The sequence below is a fragment of the Rathayibacter sp. AY1E6 genome (genome assembly GCF_002931115.1).
In the GTDB taxonomy this organism is placed as follows: Bacteria; Actinomycetota; Actinomycetes; order Actinomycetales; family Microbacteriaceae; genus Rathayibacter.
In genome coordinates, this window is sequence record NZ_PSVK01000004.1 from 33,764 (window position 1) to 54,723 (window position 20,960).

The window sequence follows — 20,960 nt, forward strand, 5'->3', positions numbered from 1 at the left end:
CTCCACCACGACGAAGTGAGGGAAGATGCATCCGTTCACCCGGAGACAGCTCATCGCCGCCGGTCTCGGCACCGCGGCACTCGGGAGCCTGACGGCCTGCGCGACACCGGGCACCGTCTCGGTCAACACGGCGCCGACGATCGCCCCGGCCACCGGCCCGGTCCGCCTGCAGTACTGGGGCTGGCTGAAGGACCTGCAGAAGGTCTGCGACGTCTGGAACGCCTCGCACCCCGAGATCCAGGTCGAGGCCGTCTGGATCCCCGGCGGCAACGCGGGCGGCTACCAGAAGCTCTACTCGGCCCTCGCCGCGGGCGGCGGGCCCGACCTCGGCCAGGTCGAGATCCGCTCCGTCCCCGAGTTCATGCTCGTCAACGGCCTGGTCGACCTCACCCGGTACGGCGTCGAGCAGTATCGCGACCTGTACGACCCCACGCTCTGGGGCCAGGTCAGCTACACGGGCGGCGTCTACGGCATCCCGCAGGACAGCGGCCCGATGGCGCTCTTCTACCAGCCCGAGGTGTTCGGGAAGGTGGGTGCGGAGCCACCGACGACCTGGGACGACTGGGCCGCGGTGGCGACGGAGCTGCGCGGAGCCGGCTCCTACATCGACTGCTTCCCGCTCGCCGACGCCTCGGTCTTCGCCGCGTTCGCGACGCAGGCCGGCGCGCAGTGGCTGCGCCCGGAGGAGGACGGCTGGGTCATCGACATGACCGACGACGCCACGACGCGCGTCGCCTCCTTCTTCGACACGGCCATCGACCAGGACCTGGTGCAGACCGGCTACGGCGCCTACTCCCCCGCGTGGTTCGCGGCCGCGGCGAAGGGCGGGATCGCCTCCTGCGCCACCGGCAGCTGGGGCGACGCCCTGATCGAGGGGGTCAGCGGAGGCTCGGGCAAGTGGCGCGCGGCTCCCATGCCCGTCTGGGGCGACACCGGCTTCGGCTCGAGCTTCCTCGGCGGATCGACCGCGGCGGTGTTCTCGAGCAGCAAGCACCCGGAGGAGGCGATCGAGTTCGCCGTCTGGATGACCACCACGCAGGAGGGCATCGACGCGATGATCGCCAACAGCGGCATCGGCTGGTCTCCCGCGGTCGGCGAGATCGGCACGGCCCGCAAGGGTCCGAGCGACTTCTTCAGCGGGCAGAACTACAACGAGGACGTCCTCGTGCCCGCATCGAAGGAGCAGAACCCGGACTGGTCCTGGTGGCCCGTCACGCAGCAGTCCTTCAACATCCTCAGCGACGGCTTCCGGAAGAAGGCGTCCGGGCTCTCGCTCGTGGACGCGGTCGCCGAGGCGGAGCAGCAGATCATCACGGTCTTCGAGAACAAGGGCCTGAGCATCAGGAGGGCCTCCGCATGACCACCACGACCTCCCCCGCCGCCGCCGCGGTCGCGGCCACCACGCGGACGCCGGGCGCGCCCCGGCGCAGCCGCGCGGTCGCCCGCGCCCCGTGGATCCTCCTCGGACCCTTCCTGGCCCTGTTCGTCCTCACGTTCATCGTCCCGATCGTCGTCGCCGTCGGCTCCAGCTTCACGAAGGTGACGCGCTCCGGCCTCTTCGGCGAGGCCGGGGTCACCAGCGGGTTCGCGGGCTTCGACAACTACGCGCAGGCCCTCGCCGACGGCAACTTCATCGCCTCCATCGGGCGGATGTTCCTCTTCGGCATCGTCCAGGTGCCGGTGATGATCGCGCTCTGCACCGTCCTCGCGCTGATGCTCGAGTCGGCGTCGGCGAAGTTCCCCGGCTTCTTCCGGGCGGCCTACTTCCTCCCTTACGGAGTGCCCGGAGTGATCGCGACGATCCTCTGGTCCTTCCTCTACGTGCCCGGCCTCAGCCCGCTCATCGACGCGGCGAACGTGGTCGGGCTCCAGCCCGACTTCCTCGGTGCGGACACGGTGCTCTGGTCGATCGCGAACATCTCGCTCTGGAGCTACACCGGCTACAACATGCTGATCATCGTCGCCCAGCTCAAGGCGATCCCGGTCGAGCTCTACGAGGCGGCGAAGGTCGACGGCGCCTCCACCTGGCGCGTCGCCCGCAGCATCCAGCTGCCGCTCATCCGCCCCGCGCTGGTGCTGACGACGATCTTCTCGATCATCGGAACGCTCCAGCTGTTCGCCGAGGCGCAGGTGCTGAAGACGGTCGCTCCGGCGATCGACAGCCAGTACACGCCGAACCTCAGCGCGTACACCACGGCCTTCGCCTACAACGACTACAACGTCGCCGCCGCCCAGGCCGTCCTGATCGCGCTGGTCGCGTTCCTGCTCTCCTTCACGTTCCTCTCGATCTCGAACAGGAGGTCGTCATGAGCCGCACCGAGACCCCGCCGACCACGACCACCGGAGTCGTCACCGCCGACCGCCCCGTGAAGGCCGGACGCGGGCCCGACCGCTCGGCCGGCCGCAACCGCGCCTCGACCATCATCGTCACCGCGATCCTCGTCGTCGTGGCGGTCTACTTCCTCATCCCCGTCTACTGGGTCGTCGTCGCGGCGACCAAGACGACCGAGGACCTCTTCGCCACCTACGGCTTCTGGTTCGCCCCGACGTTCGCGCTCTGGGACAACCTGACGCAGGTGCTGACCTACGGCGACGGCATCTTCGTCCGCTGGTTCCTCAACTCCGTCCTCTACGCCGGAGTGGGCGCCCTGCTCGCGACCTACCTCGCCGCGGCGGGCGGCTACGCGCTGGCCAAGTACGAGTTCCGCGGCAGCAGGCTCGTGTTCGGGACGATCCTCGCGGGCGTCCTGGTGCCGGGCACCGCGACCGCTCTGCCGCTGTTCCTGCTCTTCAGCCAGATGGGCATCGCGAACACCTACTGGAGCGTGCTGATCCCCTCGCTCGTCTCGCCGTTCGGGCTGTTCCTCTGCCGGATCTACGCTCAGGCGACCGTGGACACCGCGATCATCGAGGCGGCGCGCATCGACGGCGCCGGGGAGCTGCGGATCTTCCACACGCTCGGGCTGCGCATCCTGACTCCCGCGCTGGTCACCGTGTTCCTCTTCCAGCTGGTCGGGATCTGGAACAACTACTTCCTGCCCCTGGTGATGCTCTCGGACACGAACCTGTTCCCGATCACACTGGGACTGAACAACTGGCTCGGACAGGTCGACCGCCTGCCCGAGTTCTACGAGCTGACGACCGGCGGCGTCCTGCTGTCGATCATCCCGCTCGCCATCGCCATGATCGTGCTGCAGCGCTTCTGGCGCGGCGGCCTGACGGAAGGCTCCGTGAAGTGACGACTCCCCCGACGACCTCCCACTACCTGACGGACACCGGACCGGGCTCCGGCCGCCGCCGGGCCCCCCGCTCGTGGCTGCACACCGACGCCCCGGCGCTCCCGCTGGACGGGGAGTGGCGCTTCCGCCTGCTCCCCGCCGCTCCGGGGACCCCGGGCGGCGCCGGCGTGCTGCCGGAGGGCGAGGGCGTGGACGCCGTCGGGGACGAGTCGTTCGACGACTCCGGCTGGGACCTGATGCCGGTGCCCTCGCACTGGGTGCTGCAGGGCGACGGGCGCTACGGACTGCCGGTCTACACGAACGTGCAGTTCCCGTTCCCGACCGAGCCGCCGTTCGTGCCGGACGCGAACCCGACGGGCGACTACCGCCGCACCGTCGTGGTACCGGAGGAGTGGGACTCCGCCGAGGCGGTCGTCCTGCGCTTCGACGGGGTCGAGTCCCGCTACCGCGTCTGGGTCAACGGCGTCGAGATCGGGATCGGCTCCGGCAGCCGGCTCGCGCAGGAGTTCGACGTCACCGGCGTCGTCCGCCCGGGCGAGAACCTCGTCGTGGTCCGCGTGCACCAGTGGTCGGCCTCGAGCTACGTGGAGGACCAGGACCAGTGGTGGCTGCCGGGGATCTTCCGCTCGGTGCACCTGCTCGCGCGCCCCGTCGGCGGGATCGAGGACGTGTGGCTGCGCTCCTCCTTCGCCGGCGGCTCGGGCCGCATCGAGGCGGAGGTGACCGCCGCGGCCGACGCGTTCCCGCTGACGTTGCGCGTGCCCGGGCTCGGGATCGAGACGGTCTGGGCCTCGGCGGAGGAGATCGCCGCGATCGAGGTCCCCGAGGTCGAGCCGTGGTCGGCGGAGGCTCCGCGCCTCTACGACGCGACGCTCGCCTCCGCCGGCGAGACGGTCTCGCTGCGGCTCGGCTTCCGCACGGTCGAGATCCGCGGCGACCGCTTCCTGGTCAACGGCGAGCGCGTCGTCTTCCATGGAGTCAACCGCCACGAGACGCACCCCGACCGCGGTCGAGCGTTCGACGAGGACTCCGCCCGCGAGGACCTCGCGATGATGAAGCGCTTCAACGTGAACGCCATCCGCACCAGCCACTACCCGCCGCATCCCCGTCTGCTCGACCTCGCCGACGAGCTCGGCTTCTGGGTGGTCCTCGAGTGCGATCTCGAGACCCACGGCTTCGAGCGGGTCGGCTGGGCGGGTAACCCCAGCGACGACCCCGCCTGGCGAGAGGCCTACCTCGACCGCATCGAGCGGACCGTCGAGCGCGACAAGAACCACCCGAGCATCGTGCTCTGGTCCCTCGGCAACGAGGCGGGCACCGGCGCGAACCTCGCCGCGATGTCCGCCTGGGTGCACGGCCGCGACCCCGAGCGCCCCGTCCACTACGAGGGCGACTACACCGGCGCGTACACCGACGTGTACTCGCGGATGTACTCCTCGATCCCCGAGACCGAGCGGATCGGCACCGACGGCTCGCTCACTCCGCTGCTCGGCTGCTCCCCCGGCGAGTCCGCTCGGCAGCGCTCCAAGCCCTTCCTGCTCTGCGAGTACGTGCACGCGATGGGCAACGGCCCGGGAGCGATCGACCAGTACGAGGACCTCGTCGACCGCTTCCCGCGGCTGCACGGCGGCTTCGTCTGGGAGTGGCGCGACCACGGCCTGCGGGCGCGCACGCCGGAGGGCGTCGAGTACTACGCGTACGGCGGCGACTTCGGCGAGGTGGTGCACGACGGCAACTTCGTGATGGACGGCATGGTGCTCTCCGACGGCACGCCCAGCCCGGGCCTCTTCGAGTGGAAGCAGATCGTCGCTCCGGTGCGCCTCACGGTCCGCGGCGACGGCGTCGTCATCGAGAACCGCCGGCACGACGCCTCCACCGCCGATCTGCGCTTCGCGTGGCGGGTCGAGCGGGACGGGCGGGTCACCGCAGAGGGAGTGCTCGACGCCCCGGTGGTCGCGGCCGGCGACGCCGTGCACGTGGAGCTCCCCCCGCTCGACGTGCGCCCCGGCGGCGAGACCTGGCTCACCGTCGACGCGGTCCTCGACGCCCCGACCGCCTGGGCGGAGGAGGGCCACGTGCTCTCCACCGGTCAGCACCTCCTCGCCGCGCCGTCGGCGGTGCCCGCGTGGTCCCGCGCCGTCCGCGCCGCTCCGCCCCTCGAGGGCGGCGCGCTCGGAGTCGCGCGGTTCCGCGACGGCCGGCTCGCCTCCCTCGCCGGCCTGCCCGTCGACGGACCGCGCGCCGAGCTCTGGCGCGCCCCGACCGACAACGACGAGGGCGCGGGCTTCCCCGGCTACGTCTCCGGCGACCCGTACGACGGCGACGGCCGCGGGACCCCTGCCCCGTCCTCCGCCGCTCGCTGGCGCGAGGCCGGACTCGACCGCCTGGTCGGCCGCGTGCAGGAGGTGGACGCCTCCGCCGGGCTCCGCCGCGTGACCCGCTTCTCGGCCGCGGACTTCGACGCGGGACTCCTGATGGAGGAGCGCTGGAGCGTCGACGGGGAGAGCACGGTCCTCCGCGTCGACCTCGTGCCGACCCGGGGCTGGGACTCCGTCTGGCCGCGGCTGGGCATCCGGATCGACCTGCCCGCGTCGATCGACGGCGCGGAGTGGTTCGGCACCGGCCCACTCGAGTCCTACCCCGACAGCCTCCGGGCCGCGCGGGTGGGGCGATTCACGGCGGAGATGGACCGGCTGACGACTCCGTACGCCCGCCCGCAGGAGAGCGGTCACCGCAGCAGGGTGCGCGAGCTGACGCTGACGGAGGCGGGCTCGCCCCGCCTCCGCATCGAAGCCGCGCGCGACCTGCACGGGCGCCTCCCCGGCTTCACCCTGGCGCGGCACACGCCGCAGGAGATCACGGCCGCCGCGCACCCGCACGAGCTGCCGGAATCGGAGCGCGCGGTCCTCGTGATCGACGCCGCCCAGCACGGCCTGGGCTCCCGCGCGTGCGGTCCGGACGTGTGGCCCGACTTCCAGCTGCGGCCGGAGGCGCGGACGATCCTCCTCCGCTTCACCGCGGCCGACTGAGCGCCGGGAGAGGACGAGGGAAGGCCCGCGGGATCGCGTCCCGCGGGCCTTCCCTCGTCCTCCGGACGCGTCAGTCGCTCTGCGTGCGCGGCAGCGGTCCGCCGATGAAGAGGTCCGTGTTCATGCGCCGGCGGCGCATCACGACCAGGACGGCCGCGCAGGCGACGAGCGACGCGGCGACCGCGCCGCCGCCGATCATCAGCGCGGTGGTCGGTGTGATGCCGGCCGGTCCCGCCGAGGCGGCCGTGCTGAGGAAGGCGGTGCGCGCGGCGCTGATCGCGGTGCCACAGACCTGCTGCGCCTCCCACGGTGCGGCCGTGGTGTCGCTGTCACGGTAGGAGACGGTCACAGCTGCCGTGCGGTGCGACCCGCGGCCGAAGGCGACGACGCAGTAGACGGAGGGGTCGGGGTCGGCGATGACCGCGTCGCCCAGCGCCAGCTCGGCCCAGCCGATGGAGTCGGACTGCACGGCGACGTCGCCGGCGGCCAGGTCGGCGCGGGACCCGGAGGTCTCGAAGGCGCCCACGGCGACCTCCTCGTCGGCGTCGAAGCCCCAGACGGCGCCGCGGGGCGCCTCGGTGCTGCCGTCGCCGAGCTCGCGCGGCTCGAGCAGGAGGCCGTTGCCGGTGGAGGGCGCGAGCCGGAAGACGACCTTGGCGGCGGAGCCCTGGTCGCCCGTGAGGTCGACCGTGAAGGCGCCCGACTTGGTGATCAGCGCGGTCGGCACGGTCGCTGTGCCGCTCCCCGCCTCGAGGGTCAGCGGGGTCTTGGTGCCGTTCGGGTCGCGGAGGACCGCGGAGACGGCCTCGCCGCTGGCGAAGCCGGTGTACGAGAAGCCGACGCCGTAGAAGCGGGCGAGCTCGACGGTGAGCGCCTCCGGCTGCACGGCGAGCTCGCGGGTGAGGAAGACGTCCGCGGTCGCGGCACCGGCCGCCGGCTTCGCGCCCTCGGTCGAGGTGCCGAGCTCGGTGCGTCCGGGGGCCGACGCCGCCGGAGTGACGGCGCCCGCACCGGAGGAGCCGGCGCTGCCGGACGTGGTGGTGCCGGTTGTGGTGCCGCCGCCGGAGGTGCCGCCGGACGTCGCTCCGCCGGTGGTGCCGCCGCCGGAGCCGGAGCCGCCGGAGGACGATCCGCCGCCGGTGGAGGGCTGACCGCCGCCGGAGCCGCCCTGCTGGCCGCCGCCGGTCGAGCCGCCGCCAGTGGATCCGCCGCCGGTGGAGGGCTGGCTCGGCTGCTGGGGCGCGGGGTCGACCGGTGCCGGATCGACCGGCGCGGGGTCCACGGGCGCGGGGTCGACGGGCGCGGGGTCGACGGGCGCGGGCTGCTCGGGTTCTGCCGGCTCCTCGGGCACTCCGGGAACGGAGGGCTCCTCGGGGACGCCGGGAACGGGGTCGGAGCCGCCGTCGCCCGGCTGCTCGGGATCCTCCGGCACGCCGGGGATGGTCGTCGCGGCCGGCTGCTCGACCGTGGTCGAGACCGTCGAGGCGGAGGGGGCCGCGACGGCCGCTCCGGGGAGGGCCATGCCGAGCACGAGCGCCGCGAGAGCGGCGGCGGGCAGGGCGAGTCGGCGGGATGACGGCATGGCGGTTCCTTCCTCCACGGGCGACGATCTGCGTCCGCGCACGGAGGAGCGCACTCCTCCCTACGAGGGTAAGGGCGAGAGGCGAGCTATCGCGAGCCGTCCTGTCCCCCGTCAGAGGGACGTCGCGGTCGTGCTTCCGTCCGGACGGCCCGGTCGAGGCTCACCCGCGATCGAGGAGGGCCCGCCGGAGACGCGCGGGATCGACCCGCCAGAAGGTGTGCACGCGCCCGTCGATCAGCACCACCGGGATCTCCTCGACGAAGCGCTCGTGCAGCTCGGGATCGTCGAGGATCGACACCTCCGAGACGGCGACCGACGCCTCGCCGCCCAGATCGGCGACCACCTGCTCGACCACGGTCCGCGCGTCGTCGCAGAGATGACAGCCCGGCTTGCCCACGAGCGTCAGCTCCACGTCCACCATGCGGTCAGTGTACGGCGGCCCCGGCGACGGGCGCCGAGACGGCGAGCGCCGCCGGGATGATCCGTGAACGCAGACGAGCGCCCGACCCCGGAAGGGCGGACGCTCGAGTGGGAAGAGGCGCGAGCCTACTTCTTGTTGCGACGCTGGTGGCGAGTCTTGCGAAGCAGCTTGCGGTGCTTCTTCTTCGCCATACGCTTGCGACGCTTCTTGATGACAGAACCCACGAAGACCTCACAACGTTCAGGGGGTCGACCGCCCGACGGGCGGCCGCTTACGAAAAACTGGCTCCCGCGAGCTTACACGACCCGGGGCTCCACCGTTTCCGGCTCCTCGGCGCCCCTCACTTGCGGATGCGCAGCGCCTCCGCGACCTTCGTCGCTCCCTCGCTGACGCCCCGCTGGATGTCCTGCACCACGGTGCTGACCTGGTGGGTGCGCTCGGCGAGCGCCCGGCCCAGCGACTCCGCCCGGGCCGCGGTCGGAGCGTCGAGCAGGGCGCCGGCCGCCTCGTCCTCGGCGAGGAAGGGCAGCAGCCAGTCCTCGACCTCCGCCAGCGGCGCGTACTCGAGCGCGTAGAAGCGGTGCTGTCCGCTCTCGCGCACCGTGACGAGGCCGGTCTCGCGCAGCACCTTGAGGTGCTTCGAGACGGTCGGCTGGCTCAGCTCGAGGCGCGCCACGATCCGCGACACGCTCATGCCCTCGGCCGAGCCGTCCCGCCGCCGCTCGAGCAGCAGGGCGAGGATGTCCCGGCGGGTCCCGTCCGCGATCACCCCGAAGATGTCAGCCATGCGCCCAGGCTAGTCAGCGCCCCGGGGGCCCGGCACCGAGCGGGTAGCATGGCCGCGATCGAGTGGAGGATCCGCCGTGGTGGTTCGGCAGCAGTTCCGCAGCCCCGTGGGCGTCTCGCCCGTCTCCCCCTGGTCGGGGTTCGAGCGGGCCCGCGACCTCATCGACGACTTCGCCGGACGCTCGCCGTCCCGCTTCGCGATCCTCATCTTCTCGGCGCTCGTGCTCGTCTTCACCCTGCTGTTCTCGCTGCCGGTGTCGAGCACCACGGGCACCGTCACTCCGCTGCACGACGCCTTCTTCACCGCGATGTCGGTGATCTGCGTGACCGGCCTCGCGACGGTCGACATGGCGACGCACTGGTCGGCGTTCGGCCACTCGATCATCTTCGTCGGCGTGAACATCGGCGCTCTGGGAGTGCTGACGCTCGCCTCGATCATGGGTCTGGCGATCTCGCGCCGCCTCGGGCTCCGGGCGAAGCTCATGGTCGCCAGCGACTCGAACCCGCTGCGGATCCACTCCGGCCCCGTCGCCGAGGGCCAGGCCGTGCGCCTGGGCGAGATCGGCGGACTGCTCGCCACCGTCGCGATCAGCGCCGCCGCGATCGAGATCATCGTCGCGCTCCTGCTGTTCCCGCGGATGCTGATCGACGGGATCCCGATCGGCGAAGCCGTCTGGCACTCCTTCTACTACTCCGCGATGGCGTTCACGAACACCGGCTTCGCCCCGAACGCCGCGGGACTCACCCCCTTCGAGGACGACTACTGGTTCCTCGGCATCCTGATGCTCGGCGTCTTCCTCGGCTCGATCGGCTTCCCCGTCATCTACGCCTTCTCCCGCGGCTGGCGGCGCCCGCGCAAGTGGTCGGTGCACGTGAAGCTGACGCTGGTCACCTCCGTGATCCTGCTCGTCGCCGGGGCCGTCCTCTACATCGTGCTCGAGTTCGACAATCCGAGGACCTTCGGCAGCCTCGATGCGGGAGACACCGTCTTCCAGTCCTTCTTCCTCTCGACGATGACGCGGTCGGGCGGCTTCTCGACGATCTCGGTCCCCGACCTCAACGGCTCGAGCCTGCTCGTGACCGACATGCTGATGTTCATCGGCGGAGGATCGGCCTCCACGGCCGGCGGGATCAAGGTAACGACCCTCGCGATCCTGTTCCTGGCCGCCTTCGCCGAGGCCCGAGGCAACAACGACATGGAGGCGTTCGGCCGCCGGATCCCGAACGACGTCCTCCGCCTGGCCGTCTCGGTCGTGCTGTGGGGCGCGACGACGGTCGCCGTGTCGAGCGTCCTGATCCTGCACATCACCAAGGCCTCGCTCGACCACGTGCTCTTCGACGTGATCTCGGCCTTCGCGACCTCCGGGCTCTCGACGGGGCTCACCGCGGAGCTGCCGCCGTCCGGGGTCTACATCCTCGCGCTGACGATGTTCATGGGCCGCGTTGGTACCGTGACTCTCGCCGCCGCGCTCGCCGCGAGCCAGCGGAGGCAGTTGTTCAGACGACCGGAAGAGAGGCCCATCGTTGGTTGACCGCATCAGGTACGACGCCCCGGTGCTGGTGATCGGCCTCGGGCGCTTCGGAGCCGCCACGGCCGGCCAGCTCGACCGCCTCGACCGCGAGGTCCTCGCCATCGACGCCGACGCCGGTCTCGTGCAGAAGTGGTCGGAGCGGGTCACCCACGCGGTGCAGGCCGACGCCCGCTCGCTCGACGCCCTCGCGCAGATCGGCGCGCAGGACTTCCAGGTCGCCGTCGTCGCGGTCGGCTCCTCCATCGAGGCGTCCGTGCTGATCACCGCGAACCTCGTCGACCTCAAGATCCCGCAGATCTGGGCGAAGGCGATCTCGCGCTCGCACGGCAAGATCCTCGAGCGGATCGGCGCGAACCACGTGATCTACCCCGAGGCGGAGGCGGGCGAGCGCGTCGCGCACCTGGTCTCGGGCCGCATGCTCGACTTCATCGAGTTCGACGACGACTTCGTGCTCGCGAAGATGTACCCGCCCAAGCCGATCCGGGGGCTGACGCTCACGGAGTCGGGCGTGCGCCGCAAGCACCGCGTGACCGTCGTCGGCGTCAAGAGCCCGGGCAAGCCCTTCACCTACGCGACCGAGCAGACCGTCGTCTCGAACCACGACCTCATCGTGGTCAGCGGCACCCCCAGCGACATCGAGCGCTTCGCGGCCCTCGGCTCCTGACCCGCGCCCCCTCCCTCCTCCTCCTCTGCGGGATGCCGCTCCGGTACGCCGCTCCGGCGTGTCGCGTACCCGAGCGGCGTCTCGCGGAGAGGAGGGCGGAGTCAGGAGGCGGCGAGCTCGCGGGCGCGGGCCAGCGCGGCGTCGGTCGCCCGCGTGAAGAGGGCGGCGAGGTCGGCCTCCTGCAGGACCGCGACGGCCCGCTCGGTGGTGCCCTTCGGGCTCGTGACCCGCCGGCGCAGCTCTGCGGGCTCCTCGCCGGAGTCCGCGAGCAGCTCGGCCGCGCCGCGGAACGTGCCGACCACCATCGTCGACGCCTGCTCCGGAGTGAAGCCCTTCGCGACAGCGGCCGCGATGAGCTCCTCGATCAGCAGGAACACGTAGGCGGGCCCCGAGCCGGAGATCGTCGAGAGCGCGTCGAGCTGCGACTCCGGCACCTCGACCACCTCGCCGACCGTCTCGAACAGGCGGCGCACGAGCGCCAGGTCCTCGTCGCCGGACCGCGTGCCCGCGCTGAGGCCGGTGACGGCGCGGCCCACGACCGCGGGAGTGTTCGGCATCGAGCGGAGCACGGCGACGGACGCGGGCAGGTGCCGCTCGAACGTGGCCGCGGTCACGCCGGCGGCGACGGAGACGACGACCGCGCCCGGGGCGAGCGCATCGGCGATCTCGTCGAGCAGGTCCGGCACCATGTGCGGCTTGACGGCCACGAGCACGATCGCCGCGCCCTCGACCGCGCGCCGGTTGCCCTCCGGGTCGTCCGCGGTGGCGAAGGCGGTGACCACCGGGTGGCCGTCCCACGCGGCGGCCTTCGCGGAGTCGCGGTTGGTCACCCGCACGCCCCCCTCGACGCGCACGCCAGGAGCCAGCAGGCCCTGGAGGATCGCACCCCCCATCGAGCCGAGGCCGAGGACGGCGATGGACGGGAGCAGAACGGGCGCATCGGTCACGCCGCTCATCCTACGAAGAGCCCGCGGCAAGGGGGTCCGGGTGCGGTCCGGCGCCTCGTAGGATGGCCCGACCATCCAGCGGCGAGCCCGAGGAGACCACGTGAGCGCATCCGGAGGCGGCACCGCGATCATCGCGGCGCTCGCGGCCAACCTCGGCATCGCCCTGACGAAGTTCGTCGCCTGGTTCTTCTCCGGATCGGCCTCCATGCTCGCCGAGGGCGTGCACTCGCTCGCCGACTCCGGCAATCAGCTGCTCCTGCTGCTCGGCGGCCGCAAGTCGCGGAAGGCCGCCGACGAGGAGCACCCGTTCGGCTACGGGCGCGAGCGCTACGTCTACGCCTTCGTGGTGTCGATCATCCTGTTCTCGGTCGGCGGCGTCTTCTCGCTCTACGAGGGCATCGAGAAGATCGCCGAGCCGCACGAGCTCGAGAACGCCTGGCTGCCGATCCTGGTCCTCGTGATCTCGATCTGCCTCGAGGGCTACTCGCTGCGCACCGGAGTGAAGGAGTCGAACCGCGTCCGCGGCTCGCAGTCCTGGTTCCAGTTCATCCGCCGGGCGAAGGCGCCGGAGCTGCCGGTCGTGCTCCTCGAGGACGTCGCCGCGCTCACCGGTCTGACGTTCGCGCTGCTCGGAGTCGGGCTGACCGTGATCACCGGCGACTCGGTCTACGACGCGATCGGAACGATCATGATCGGCACCCTGCTGATCGTGGTGGCGATCGTGCTGGGCGTCGAGACGAAGAGCCTGCTGGTCGGCGAGGGGGCGACTCCCGCCGACGCCGCCTCGATCCGCGCCGCGCTCGAGGCCGGACGCGACGTCGAGCGCGTCATCCACATGCGCACCCTCTACCTCGGACCGGACGAGATCCTCGTGGCCGCGAAGCTCGCCTTCCCGGCCGCCGAGACCCTCGAGCACGTGGCCGCCGGGATCGACGCCGCGGAGAAGCGGATCCGCGAGGCCGTCCCGGCCGCCACCACGATCTACCTCGAGCCCGACGTCGACCGCGGACGCGCGGGATCGGCGGCGGCCCGTCCGGCCGTGACGGAGGCGGAAGGGACGGCCGCCGCGGCCGCTCCGGCCGCCGCCGCTCCGCCCGCCGCCTCCCCGCCGGCCGCGCCGCACGGGAGCGCATGAGATGCGCCGGGCCCTGGCGATCGTCAACGAGCGCGGTGCCGGGCTCGGCGCGCTCGAGCCGATGCTGACCGAGCGGGGGTTCGCCGTCGACGCCGTCGCAGGGACGGACCTCGACGCGATCGACATCCTCGCCCCCGACCTCGTCGTCACGCTCGGCTCCAGCGCCGGCGTCTACGAGACCTCGCGGCACCCCTTCATCAGCCCCGAGATCGCGCTCCTGCAGGACCGGATGCACCACCGCCGTCCCACGCTCGGCGTCTGCTTCGGAGCGCAGCTGATCGCGACCGCCCTGGGCGAGTCCGTCCATCCCGGATCGGCTCGCGAAGTCGGCTTCCGGCCGGTCGTGCTCACGGAGGAGGGCGCCGGCTCCCCGCTCCGGCACCTCGCCGGCGTCGACGTGATGCAGTGGCACGGCGACACCTTCGCGCTGCCGAGCGGAGCGGCGCTGCTGGCGTCGTCGCCGGCGGGCGAGGTGCAGGCGTTCGCCGTGGAGGACTGGCTCCTCGGCGTGCAGTTCCACCCCGAGCTGACCGGCACGATGGCCGCGCAGTGGCTCGAGGGCGACGGGGAGTGGGCGGGAGCGGCGGGCTACGACGCCGCCGCGCTCGCCGACGACGTCGCGGCGGAGCGCTTCGAGCGGATGCACGCGGCGACGCGGCTCGCGCTGACGGAGTGGCTGGGCGCTCCGAGCTGAGGGGTTCGGCGGCGGTCGGCGTCAGCGGCGGTCGGCGTCAGCGGCGGTCGGCGAAGAAGTCGAGCAGGAGCCGCGAGCACTCCGCGGCGCGGACCCCGGGGTATACCTCGACCACGTGGTTGTGCCGGCGGTCGCGGAGGAGGTCGTGCACGGATCCGGAGGCGCCCGCCTTCTCGTCCCACGCGCCGAAGACGACGCGGTCGATCCGCGCCGCCAGGATCGCTCCGGCGCAGAGCACGCACGGCTCGAGCGTGACCACCAGCGTGCAGCCCTCGAGATGCCAGTCGCCGCGGGCCTCGGCCGCCGCGCGGATCGCGACCACCTCGGCGTGCGCCGTCGGATCCCGCCGCAGCTCGCGCTCGTTGCGCCCGAGCCCGAGCACCGCACCCTCCGAGTCCAGGACCACCGCGCCCACAGGGACGTCGCCCCAGCCCGCGGCCCGCCGCGCCTCGTCGAGCGCCAGGCCCATCCACTCCTCGGAGCGGCGGGGGACGCGGAGATCGCTGTCGCGCATCGCTCCCCCTCCTGCGGCGGCCCGCTGCGGCCGGTGGGGCGCCGCTCCGGCCAGTAGATTGAGCTTATGCGCGTCCACGTAGCCGACCACCCGCTGATCACCCACAAGCTCACCGTGCTGCGTGACAAGCGCACCCCCTCCCCCACCTTCCGGCAGCTCGCCGAGGAGCTGATGACGCTCCTCGCCTACGAGGCCACCCGCGGCGTCCGCACCCGCACCGTCACCATCGAGACCCCCGTGACGCAGACCACCGGCCTCGCTCTCAGCGACCCGCAGCCGCTGGTCGTCCCGATCCTCCGGGCCGGCCTCGGGATGCTCGAGGGCATGGTCAAGCTCATCCCGACCGCCGAGGTCGGCTTCCTGGGCATGGCACGCAACGAGGAGACGCTCGAGCCGACCACGTACGCGGAGCGCCTGCCCGACGACCTGTCGAACCGCCAGTGCTTCGTCCTCGACCCGATGCTCGCGACCGGCGGCTCGCTCGTCGCGGCCATCCAGTTCCTCTTCGACCGGGGAGCGGTCGACGTCACCGCCGTCTGCCTGCTCGCCGCCCCCGAGGGCCTGGCCGCCGTCGAGAAGGCCTTCGGCGACCGCGACGTGACCATCGTCCTCGGCTCCCTCGACGAGAAGCTCAACGAGCTCGGCTACATCGTCCCCGGCCTCGGCGACGCGGGCGACCGCCTCTACGGCCTCGCGGGCTGAGCCCGCCGGCCCCCGGACGAGCGGGCCTTCCGTCGCGCCCCGGAACAGGAAGCCCCGCTGAGCCGTGCCGGTCGGCCGGCGCAGCGAGGGTCTCGACACCCCCCACCGCGGCCGTCCGGCACCGCCCGTCCTGCTGATCGACCAGTCCGCGCAGCGGGCGCATCGGGATCCCCCGTCACGGCGCGCGCCTCCTCCCGAGCACCGGAACCACCCCCGACGCGCCGTCCATCCCCACGGAAGTGTTGACGCCGTGCACCGGCCTCCGCTTTACTGGCGGACATGACTGACACCCTGCACGCCCCGACCTCCCTCGAGGCCATCGGGAATGCCGGCATGATGATGGCCGGTGGCCCCGTCATGTGCTGTCGAATGTGTGCATGAGGAACTGACCTCGCCGGATCCCCGCACCGCCTCCGCCCGCTGATCGTCACGATCGGCCGAGCGTCGGAGGCGCGGACGATCCCCTGGATGCCCCGCATCTGTCTCTGCCGCCACCGCGCACCGCGGGCCGGCTCGATCGCGCACACCCGGATCCGCTCCCTCGGACACTCGTCCCGGATCCGACCAGCCAAGGACTCGTCATGACCCTCCTCCACACCCGCACCGCCACCGCCACCACCCCCACCGAGGCGCCCCGCCTCCAGCCGGTCGCCGACGCCGCGCCCGCAGCGCCCCGCCTCCGCGCCGTCCCCCAGGGCACCGAGGCCCGCGGCTTCGCCCTCTACGTCGGCATCGACGAGGCCAAGGCCCGTGCCGCCGGAGTCGACCTCGGCCGCCTGGTCGAGGAGCTCAAGCGCGTCACGGCGCAGCTCGCCCCCGACGCCGAGACCTACGCCTCCGTCGCCCTCGCCCCGCAGGGCGCCGGCGGCCGCGACGTGGACGTGGTCCGCCTCGCGCTGCAGGACCCGGCCGCCGTCGCCAAGCGCCGCTCCGACGCCGAGCCCGACCCCGACCGCGCACCCGGCGGCGTCGTCATCGACATCTCCCGCAAGCGCGTCATCCTCGACGACGAGACCACCCCCCTCACCTACAAGGAGTTCGAGCTCCTCCAGTACCTCGTGCTCCGCGAGGGCCGCACCATCGAGCGCGCCGAGCTCATCGCCTCGCTCTGGGGCGCCGCGGACGACGACGCGCCGAACGAGCGCACCATCGACGTCCACGTCCGCCGCCTCCGCGCCAAGCTCGGCCGCTACGAGGAGATCGTGCGCACCGTCCGCGGAGTCGGCTACCGCTTCGACCGCCACGCCGACGTCGCCATCCGCTACGCGTCGACGCCGTCGCCGGATCTGTTCTGAATTGCGAGGAGAACGCTTGCGTTCTCCTCGCCGCGGTCGGCTTCACCCGTTGTCTCGATTCGGAGAGCGGGTCGCGACCGGCTAGCGGGAAACGCTGACACGCGTTTCCCGCGTTCGCCTCGAGGGCGGGACGTCCTCTCGACCTTCGGGGATGTGCGCGTACCGCCCCTCCTCTGTCACGGGCTGCTCGGCGGCCTGCTGTGTGGCCGAGGGCGGTCGGGGCGGGTCGCGCCCTCGAGGGGCTGGATGACCGGCCCCGGGCCGCGTCGGCGAGGAACGAGAGCAGGGGTCGATCCTCGGGTCTGCGGGTCAGGGGATCAGTGCGGTTCGTTGCGGACACCGGCGGGTAGCGGGCGGGTGCGTCGGGCGCCGGAGGCGGTCATCGGAGCAGGGGGCGGGCGCGGCAATGGAGACGGCAGGGTGGCTCAGGGAGGATTCAGGAAAGAGAGGGTTGCGTCGTTACCGGGTCGTTATATAGTTCAAGTGCGTCGACCGTTTGCTGTGGCGGGAAGCGCGAGAAGTGATTGCAGGACACTCTTGGTGCAAGGGAATGAAGGCCGGCCGCTCGCCTCAGCGGCCGGCCTTCTGTCGTTCCCCCGGCCCCCTTCCTCCGACTCCCCTCCTCCCAGCACCCCGGCGTAGGCTGTACGGCGTCTGGATGTCAGGGAACCGCTTCCTGAGTGCCGTGAAGGAGGACCAGTGGGGTCGAGAGAGGCCGTCGCCGCCTGGGAGTCGCTCTTCCGCGCCCAGGTCCAGGTGATGCGCACCCTGAGCACCGAGTTCCCCTCGCGGGAGATCTCGATGAACGAGTACGACGTGCTCTTCAACCTCACCCGGCAGCCCGGTCGGCGCGCACGGCTGCGCGACCTGAACCGGCACGTCCTCCTGACGCAGCCCAGCGTCAGCAGGCTGATCGACCGGCTCGCCGCCCGCGGCTGCGTCGAGAAGAGCGAGGATCCGGCGGACGCCCGCGGCACGATCATCGCGATCACCGACGAGGGCTACGCGCTCTTCCGCCGCGTCGCGCTCACCCACATGAGGACCATCTCGGAGCAGGTCGGCGGCGTCCTCGACGAGGACGAGCTGAAGCAGCTGACCGCGCTCTGCGACAAGCTCCGCGACGGCATCGCCTCCGCCTGATCCGTCCCCGCTAGCACGGGCCGCAGCGACCGGCCAGGTCTTCGCCGCGGCGCGGGACTCGCGGATCATGGTGGTCACCATGAGTGACACCTCCCCCACCCTCGTCTGGCTCCGCGACGACCTGCGCCTGGCCGACAACCCCGCTCTGCGCGCCGCGATCGACCGTGGCGGCCCCGTCGCGGTCTGCTACGTGCTCGACGAGGAGTCGGCGGGCATCCGTCCGCTCGGGGGCGCCTCCCGCTGGTGGCTGCACGGCAGCCTCGCAGCCCTCGCCGCCGACCTGCGCGAGCACGGCGCCCCGCTGATCCTGCGCCGCGGGCCGGCCGAGGCCGTCGTCCTCCAGCTCGCCGAGGAGATCGGCGCCGGAGCCGTGCACTGGAACCGCCGCTACGGGAGGGCCGAGCGCACCGTCGACGCGGCGGTGAAGGAATCGCTCCGCAACGGCGGCCTCGAGGCCGAGAGCCACCAGGGCTCGCTGATGTTCGAGCCGTGGACCGTGCAGACCGGCGCCGGCGGCCCCTACTCCGTCTACACGCCCTTCGCCCGTGCCTGCCGCGCCAAGCCGACGCCGCGCGCGCCGCTCCCCCGCCCCCGCTCGCTCGACGGCGTCGCGGGAGACATCGCCTCCGACTCCCTCGACGACTGGGAGCTGCTGCCCACGCGTCCCGACTGGGCGGGAGGGCTGCGCGAGCGCTGGGTCCCCGGCGAGAAGGCGGCGGCCGACCGGCTGCGCGCGTTCCTCGCGGAGCAACTCGACGACTACGCCGACGGCCGCGACCGGCCGGCGGAGGACGCCACCTCGAACCTCTCCCCGCACCTGAGGTGGGGCGAGATCAGCCCCTTCCAGGTGTGGCACGCCCTGGAGGAGGCGCACGCGAAGGGCCTCCACCGCGGCGACGGCAGCGACCGGTTCCTCTCCGAGGTGCTCTGGCGCGAGTTCTGCTACCACCTGCTGTTCCACTGGCCGGATCTGGCGACCGCGAACTTCGACACCCGGTTCGACTCCTTCCCGTGGGGGCGCCCCGGCCAGGAGGCGATCGACGCCTGGCACCAGGGGCGCACCGGCTACCCCCTGGTGGACGCAGGCATGCGCGAGCTCTGGAGCACCGGCTACATGCACAACCGGGTCCGGATGGTGACCGCGTCGTTCCTGATCAAGAACCTGCTGGTCGACTGGCGGGTGGGCGAGGAGTGGTTCTGGGACACCCTGGTGGACGCGGACCCAGCGAGCAACGCCGCGAACTGGCAGTGGGTCGCGGGCTCGGGAGCCGATGCGTCGCCGTTCTTCCGGGTCTTCAACCCGGTCACGCAGTCGAGGAAGTTCGACCCGGCCGGCGAGTACATCCGCCACAACGTGCCGGAGCTCGGCGGAGTCGAGGGCGCCGCCGTGCACGAGCCGTGGACGCTCGGGGACACGCTGACCGGAGGCGCGGACGGCTACCCGGCGCCCCTCGTCGACCTCAAGGAGACGCGGGCGCACGCGCTGGACGCCTTCGCGCAGATCAAGAGCGCCCCGCGCGACATCTCGCCGAGGGGCGACGACTGAGCGTCGCCGGCTAGACGCGTCCCGCCGGGCCGGTGGAGCGGCCGGACTCGGCGAGCGGGTCCTCCTCCCCGCCCTGATCGCGCAGATCGCGGGCCGGGATGCCGACGAGCACCGCCCCGTCGGGCGCGTCCTTCACCACGACGGCGTTCGCGCCCACGCTGACGTCCGATCCGAGCACGAGCGGGCCCAGGACGACCGCGCCGGCGCCGACGACCACCCGGTCGCCGAGCGTGGGGTGCCGACGCTCGCGCCGGGCCGACCTCCCGCCCAGCGTGACGGAGTGGTAGAGCATGCAGTCATCGCCGATCCGCGCGGTCTCGCCGATGACGACGCCCATGCCGTGGTCGATGAACAGACGCCGGCCGATGGTCGCACCGGGGTGGATCTCCACTCCGGTCGCCGCGCGCGCCGCCTGGCTGAGCAGCCGGGCGGGCAGGCGGAGGCCGCGCCGCCACCAGGCGTGCGCGACGCGGTGCACCCAGACCGCGTGCACTCCCGGGTAGGAGAGGACGACCTCCACCGCGCTCCGGGCGGCGGGGTCGCGCTCCCGGGCGGTGCGGACGTCCTCGCGGAGCAGGGCGAGGAGCCCGGGACGCTCCGGTCCGGACGGGACGCGGCGCTCCGGCCGACCGTCGCGTCCGGAGCGGGGCATCCCGCCTCGTCTCGAGGGGCTCAGCTGCGGAGGTCCTCGTACAGGACGGTCGAGATGTACCGCTCGCCGAAGTCGCAGACGATGGCGACGATGGTCTTCCCCGCGTTCTCGGGGCGCTTCGCGACCTCGAGCGCGGCCCACATGATCGAGCCGGAGGAGATGCCGCCGAGGATCCCCTCCTGCGCGGCCATCTCGCGGGCCACCCGCACGGAGTCGTCGAGCGTCACGTCGATGATCTCGTCGTAGACCTCGCGGTCGAGGATCGCGGGGACGAAGTTGGCGCCGATGCCCTGGATCTTGTGCGGCCCGGCGGTGCCCTGGGTGAGGAGCGGGGAGTCGATCGGCTCCACTCCGATGACCTGCACGCCGGGCTTGCGCTCCTTGAGCACCTGGCCGACTCCGGTGATGGTGCCGCCGGTTCCGATGCCGGCCACGAAGACGTCGACCTCGCCATCGGTGTCCTCCCAGACCTCCTCCGCGGTGGTGCGGCGGTGCACCTCGGGGTTGGCGGCGTTCTCGAACTGGCGGGCGAGGATCGCGCCGGGGGTCTCGTCGACGATCGCGCGGGCGCGCTCGACCGCTCCGCGCATGCCCTCGCTGCCGGGGGTGAGCACGATCTCGGCTCCGTAGGCGCGGAGGAGGACCCGGCGCTCGACGGACATCGTCTCGGGCATCGTGAGGACGACCTTGTAGCCGCGGGCGGCGCCCACCATCGCGAGCGCGATGCCGGTGTTGCCGCTCGTGCCCTCGACGATAGTCCCGCCGGGGTGCAGCTCGCCGGAGGCCTCGGCCGCGTCGATGATGGCGACGCCGATGCGGTCCTTCACGCTGTTCGCGGGGTTGTAGAACTCGAGCTTGGCGAGGACCGTCGCCTGGTCGGCTCCCTCCAGCCGGTTGATGCGGACGAGAGGGGTCCTGCCGACGAGCTGGGTCACGTCGTCGTGGATGCGTGCCATGGTGTGCGCTTTCTGCCGGGGCCGGCCGCCCGGGGCCCCGGAGCGGTGGGTGGAACGGGTGCTGCAGCGCCCCTCGGAGCGGCGCTCCCCCCACGATACGGATGCATCGACCCGAGGTCAGCACTC

The 20,960-nt window shown here is 72.4% G+C and carries 20 protein-coding genes; 12 read left to right on the forward strand and 8 right to left on the reverse strand.

What is annotated here, in order from left to right:
• Positions 1–25 precede the first annotated feature (25 nt).
• From C5C46_RS05305 to C5C46_RS05320, 4 genes are read left to right on the forward strand one after another with little or no spacing between them, the layout of a single operon-like run.
• Positions 26–1,360: an ABC transporter substrate-binding protein gene (locus C5C46_RS05305; RefSeq protein WP_104225917.1), complete on the forward strand. Its 1,335-nt coding sequence runs from the start codon at positions 26–28 to the stop codon at positions 1,358–1,360.
• Positions 1,357–2,310 carry a carbohydrate ABC transporter permease gene (locus C5C46_RS05310; protein WP_104225918.1) on the forward strand — a complete coding sequence of 318 codons (954 nt, stop codon included), beginning with the start codon at positions 1,357–1,359 and terminating at the stop codon, positions 2,308–2,310. The genes C5C46_RS05305 and C5C46_RS05310 overlap by 4 nt, the downstream gene beginning before the upstream one ends.
• The gene (locus tag C5C46_RS05315; RefSeq protein ID WP_104225919.1) at positions 2,307–3,239 is read left to right on the forward strand and encodes a carbohydrate ABC transporter permease; all 933 of its coding nucleotides are present in this window, start codon (positions 2,307–2,309) and stop codon (positions 3,237–3,239) included. The genes C5C46_RS05310 and C5C46_RS05315 overlap by 4 nt, the downstream gene beginning before the upstream one ends.
• Positions 3,236–6,268, forward strand: a complete 3,033-nt coding sequence (locus C5C46_RS05320) for a glycoside hydrolase family 2 TIM barrel-domain containing protein (protein WP_219812267.1) — start codon at positions 3,236–3,238, stop codon at positions 6,266–6,268. The genes C5C46_RS05315 and C5C46_RS05320 overlap by 4 nt, the downstream gene beginning before the upstream one ends.
• Positions 6,269–6,338: 70 nt before the next feature.
• On the opposite strand, the gene C5C46_RS16780 is transcribed toward C5C46_RS05320, so the two are convergent.
• From C5C46_RS16780 to C5C46_RS05345, 4 genes are all read right to left on the reverse strand, one after another.
• On the reverse strand, positions 6,339–7,850 hold the full coding sequence (locus tag C5C46_RS16780) for a hypothetical protein (protein ID WP_181136491.1): 1,512 nt from the start codon (positions 7,848–7,850) through the stop codon (positions 6,339–6,341).
• Between the two features lie 160 nt (positions 7,851–8,010).
• Positions 8,011–8,271 (reverse strand): glutaredoxin family protein, encoded by a 261-nt coding sequence (locus C5C46_RS05335; protein WP_104224855.1) that lies wholly within the window; start codon positions 8,269–8,271, stop codon positions 8,011–8,013.
• 125 nt (positions 8,272–8,396) lie between these two features.
• On the reverse strand, positions 8,397–8,495 hold the full coding sequence (locus C5C46_RS05340; protein ID WP_003792170.1) for a 30S ribosomal protein bS22: 99 nt from the start codon (positions 8,493–8,495) through the stop codon (positions 8,397–8,399).
• A 116-nt stretch (positions 8,496–8,611) separates the two neighbouring features.
• The gene (locus tag C5C46_RS05345; RefSeq protein ID WP_104225921.1) at positions 8,612–9,058 is read right to left on the reverse strand and encodes a helix-turn-helix transcriptional regulator; all 447 of its coding nucleotides are present in this window, start codon (positions 9,056–9,058) and stop codon (positions 8,612–8,614) included.
• Positions 9,059–9,218: 160 nt separating this feature from the next.
• Here C5C46_RS05345 and C5C46_RS05350 point away from each other — a divergent pair, with 160 nt between their 5' ends.
• Together C5C46_RS05350 and C5C46_RS05355 are read left to right on the forward strand one after the other, a co-directional pair.
• Complete coding sequence (locus C5C46_RS05350) at positions 9,219–10,589, forward strand: TrkH family potassium uptake protein (RefSeq protein ID WP_244229642.1); 1,371 nt, start codon at positions 9,219–9,221, stop codon at positions 10,587–10,589.
• A complete protein-coding gene (locus C5C46_RS05355) occupies positions 10,582–11,253 on the forward strand; it encodes a TrkA family potassium uptake protein (protein ID WP_068255410.1) in 672 nt (223 codons plus the stop codon). Before C5C46_RS05350 ends, C5C46_RS05355 begins: the two co-directional genes overlap by 8 nt.
• A gap of 101 nt (positions 11,254–11,354) precedes the next feature.
• Here the strand turns inward: C5C46_RS05355 and proC are convergent, their stop codons facing one another.
• Entirely contained in the window at positions 11,355–12,200 is an 846-nt protein-coding gene (gene proC / locus C5C46_RS05360; RefSeq protein WP_258059345.1) for a pyrroline-5-carboxylate reductase, read from the reverse strand.
• Positions 12,201–12,300: 100 nt separating this feature from the next.
• On the opposite strand from proC, the gene C5C46_RS05365 reads away from it, so the two are divergent.
• The gene (locus C5C46_RS05365) at positions 12,301–13,335 is read left to right on the forward strand and encodes a cation diffusion facilitator family transporter (protein WP_104225923.1); all 1,035 of its coding nucleotides are present in this window, start codon (positions 12,301–12,303) and stop codon (positions 13,333–13,335) included.
• A 1-nt stretch (position 13,336) separates the two neighbouring features.
• Positions 13,337–14,029 (forward strand): gamma-glutamyl-gamma-aminobutyrate hydrolase family protein, encoded by a 693-nt coding sequence (locus C5C46_RS05370; protein WP_104225924.1) that lies wholly within the window; start codon positions 13,337–13,339, stop codon positions 14,027–14,029.
• 37 nt (positions 14,030–14,066) lie between these two features.
• On the opposite strand, the gene C5C46_RS05375 is transcribed toward C5C46_RS05370, so the two are convergent.
• Complete coding sequence (locus C5C46_RS05375) at positions 14,067–14,543, reverse strand: nucleoside deaminase (protein WP_219812140.1); 477 nt, start codon at positions 14,541–14,543, stop codon at positions 14,067–14,069.
• A gap of 66 nt (positions 14,544–14,609) precedes the next feature.
• Between C5C46_RS05375 and upp the strand changes: the two genes are divergently transcribed.
• The 4 genes from upp to C5C46_RS05395 all read left to right on the forward strand — a co-directional run bounded on the left by upp (position 14,610) and on the right by C5C46_RS05395 (position 19,226).
• Positions 14,610–15,245 (forward strand): uracil phosphoribosyltransferase, encoded by a 636-nt coding sequence (upp, locus tag C5C46_RS05380; RefSeq protein ID WP_104224850.1) that lies wholly within the window; start codon positions 14,610–14,612, stop codon positions 15,243–15,245.
• Between the two features lie 581 nt (positions 15,246–15,826).
• Positions 15,827–16,540, forward strand: coding sequence for a winged helix-turn-helix domain-containing protein (locus C5C46_RS05385; RefSeq protein ID WP_104225925.1), 714 nt, complete (start codon positions 15,827–15,829; stop codon positions 16,538–16,540).
• Positions 16,541–17,299: 759 nt separating this feature from the next.
• A complete protein-coding gene (locus tag C5C46_RS05390) occupies positions 17,300–17,680 on the forward strand; it encodes a MarR family winged helix-turn-helix transcriptional regulator (RefSeq protein WP_104226067.1) in 381 nt (126 codons plus the stop codon).
• Positions 17,681–17,759: 79 nt separating this feature from the next.
• The gene (locus tag C5C46_RS05395) at positions 17,760–19,226 is read left to right on the forward strand and encodes a deoxyribodipyrimidine photo-lyase (protein WP_104226068.1); all 1,467 of its coding nucleotides are present in this window, start codon (positions 17,760–17,762) and stop codon (positions 19,224–19,226) included.
• A 10-nt stretch (positions 19,227–19,236) separates the two neighbouring features.
• Here C5C46_RS05395 and epsC read toward each other — a convergent pair whose 3' ends face one another.
• Positions 19,237–19,878: a serine O-acetyltransferase EpsC gene (gene epsC, locus C5C46_RS05400; RefSeq protein ID WP_104225926.1), complete on the reverse strand. Its 642-nt coding sequence runs from the start codon at positions 19,876–19,878 to the stop codon at positions 19,237–19,239.
• A gap of 20 nt (positions 19,879–19,898) precedes the next feature.
• The gene (gene cysK, locus C5C46_RS05405; protein WP_104225927.1) at positions 19,899–20,834 is read right to left on the reverse strand and encodes a cysteine synthase A; all 936 of its coding nucleotides are present in this window, start codon (positions 20,832–20,834) and stop codon (positions 19,899–19,901) included.
• Between the last annotated feature and the right edge of the window lie 126 nt (positions 20,835–20,960).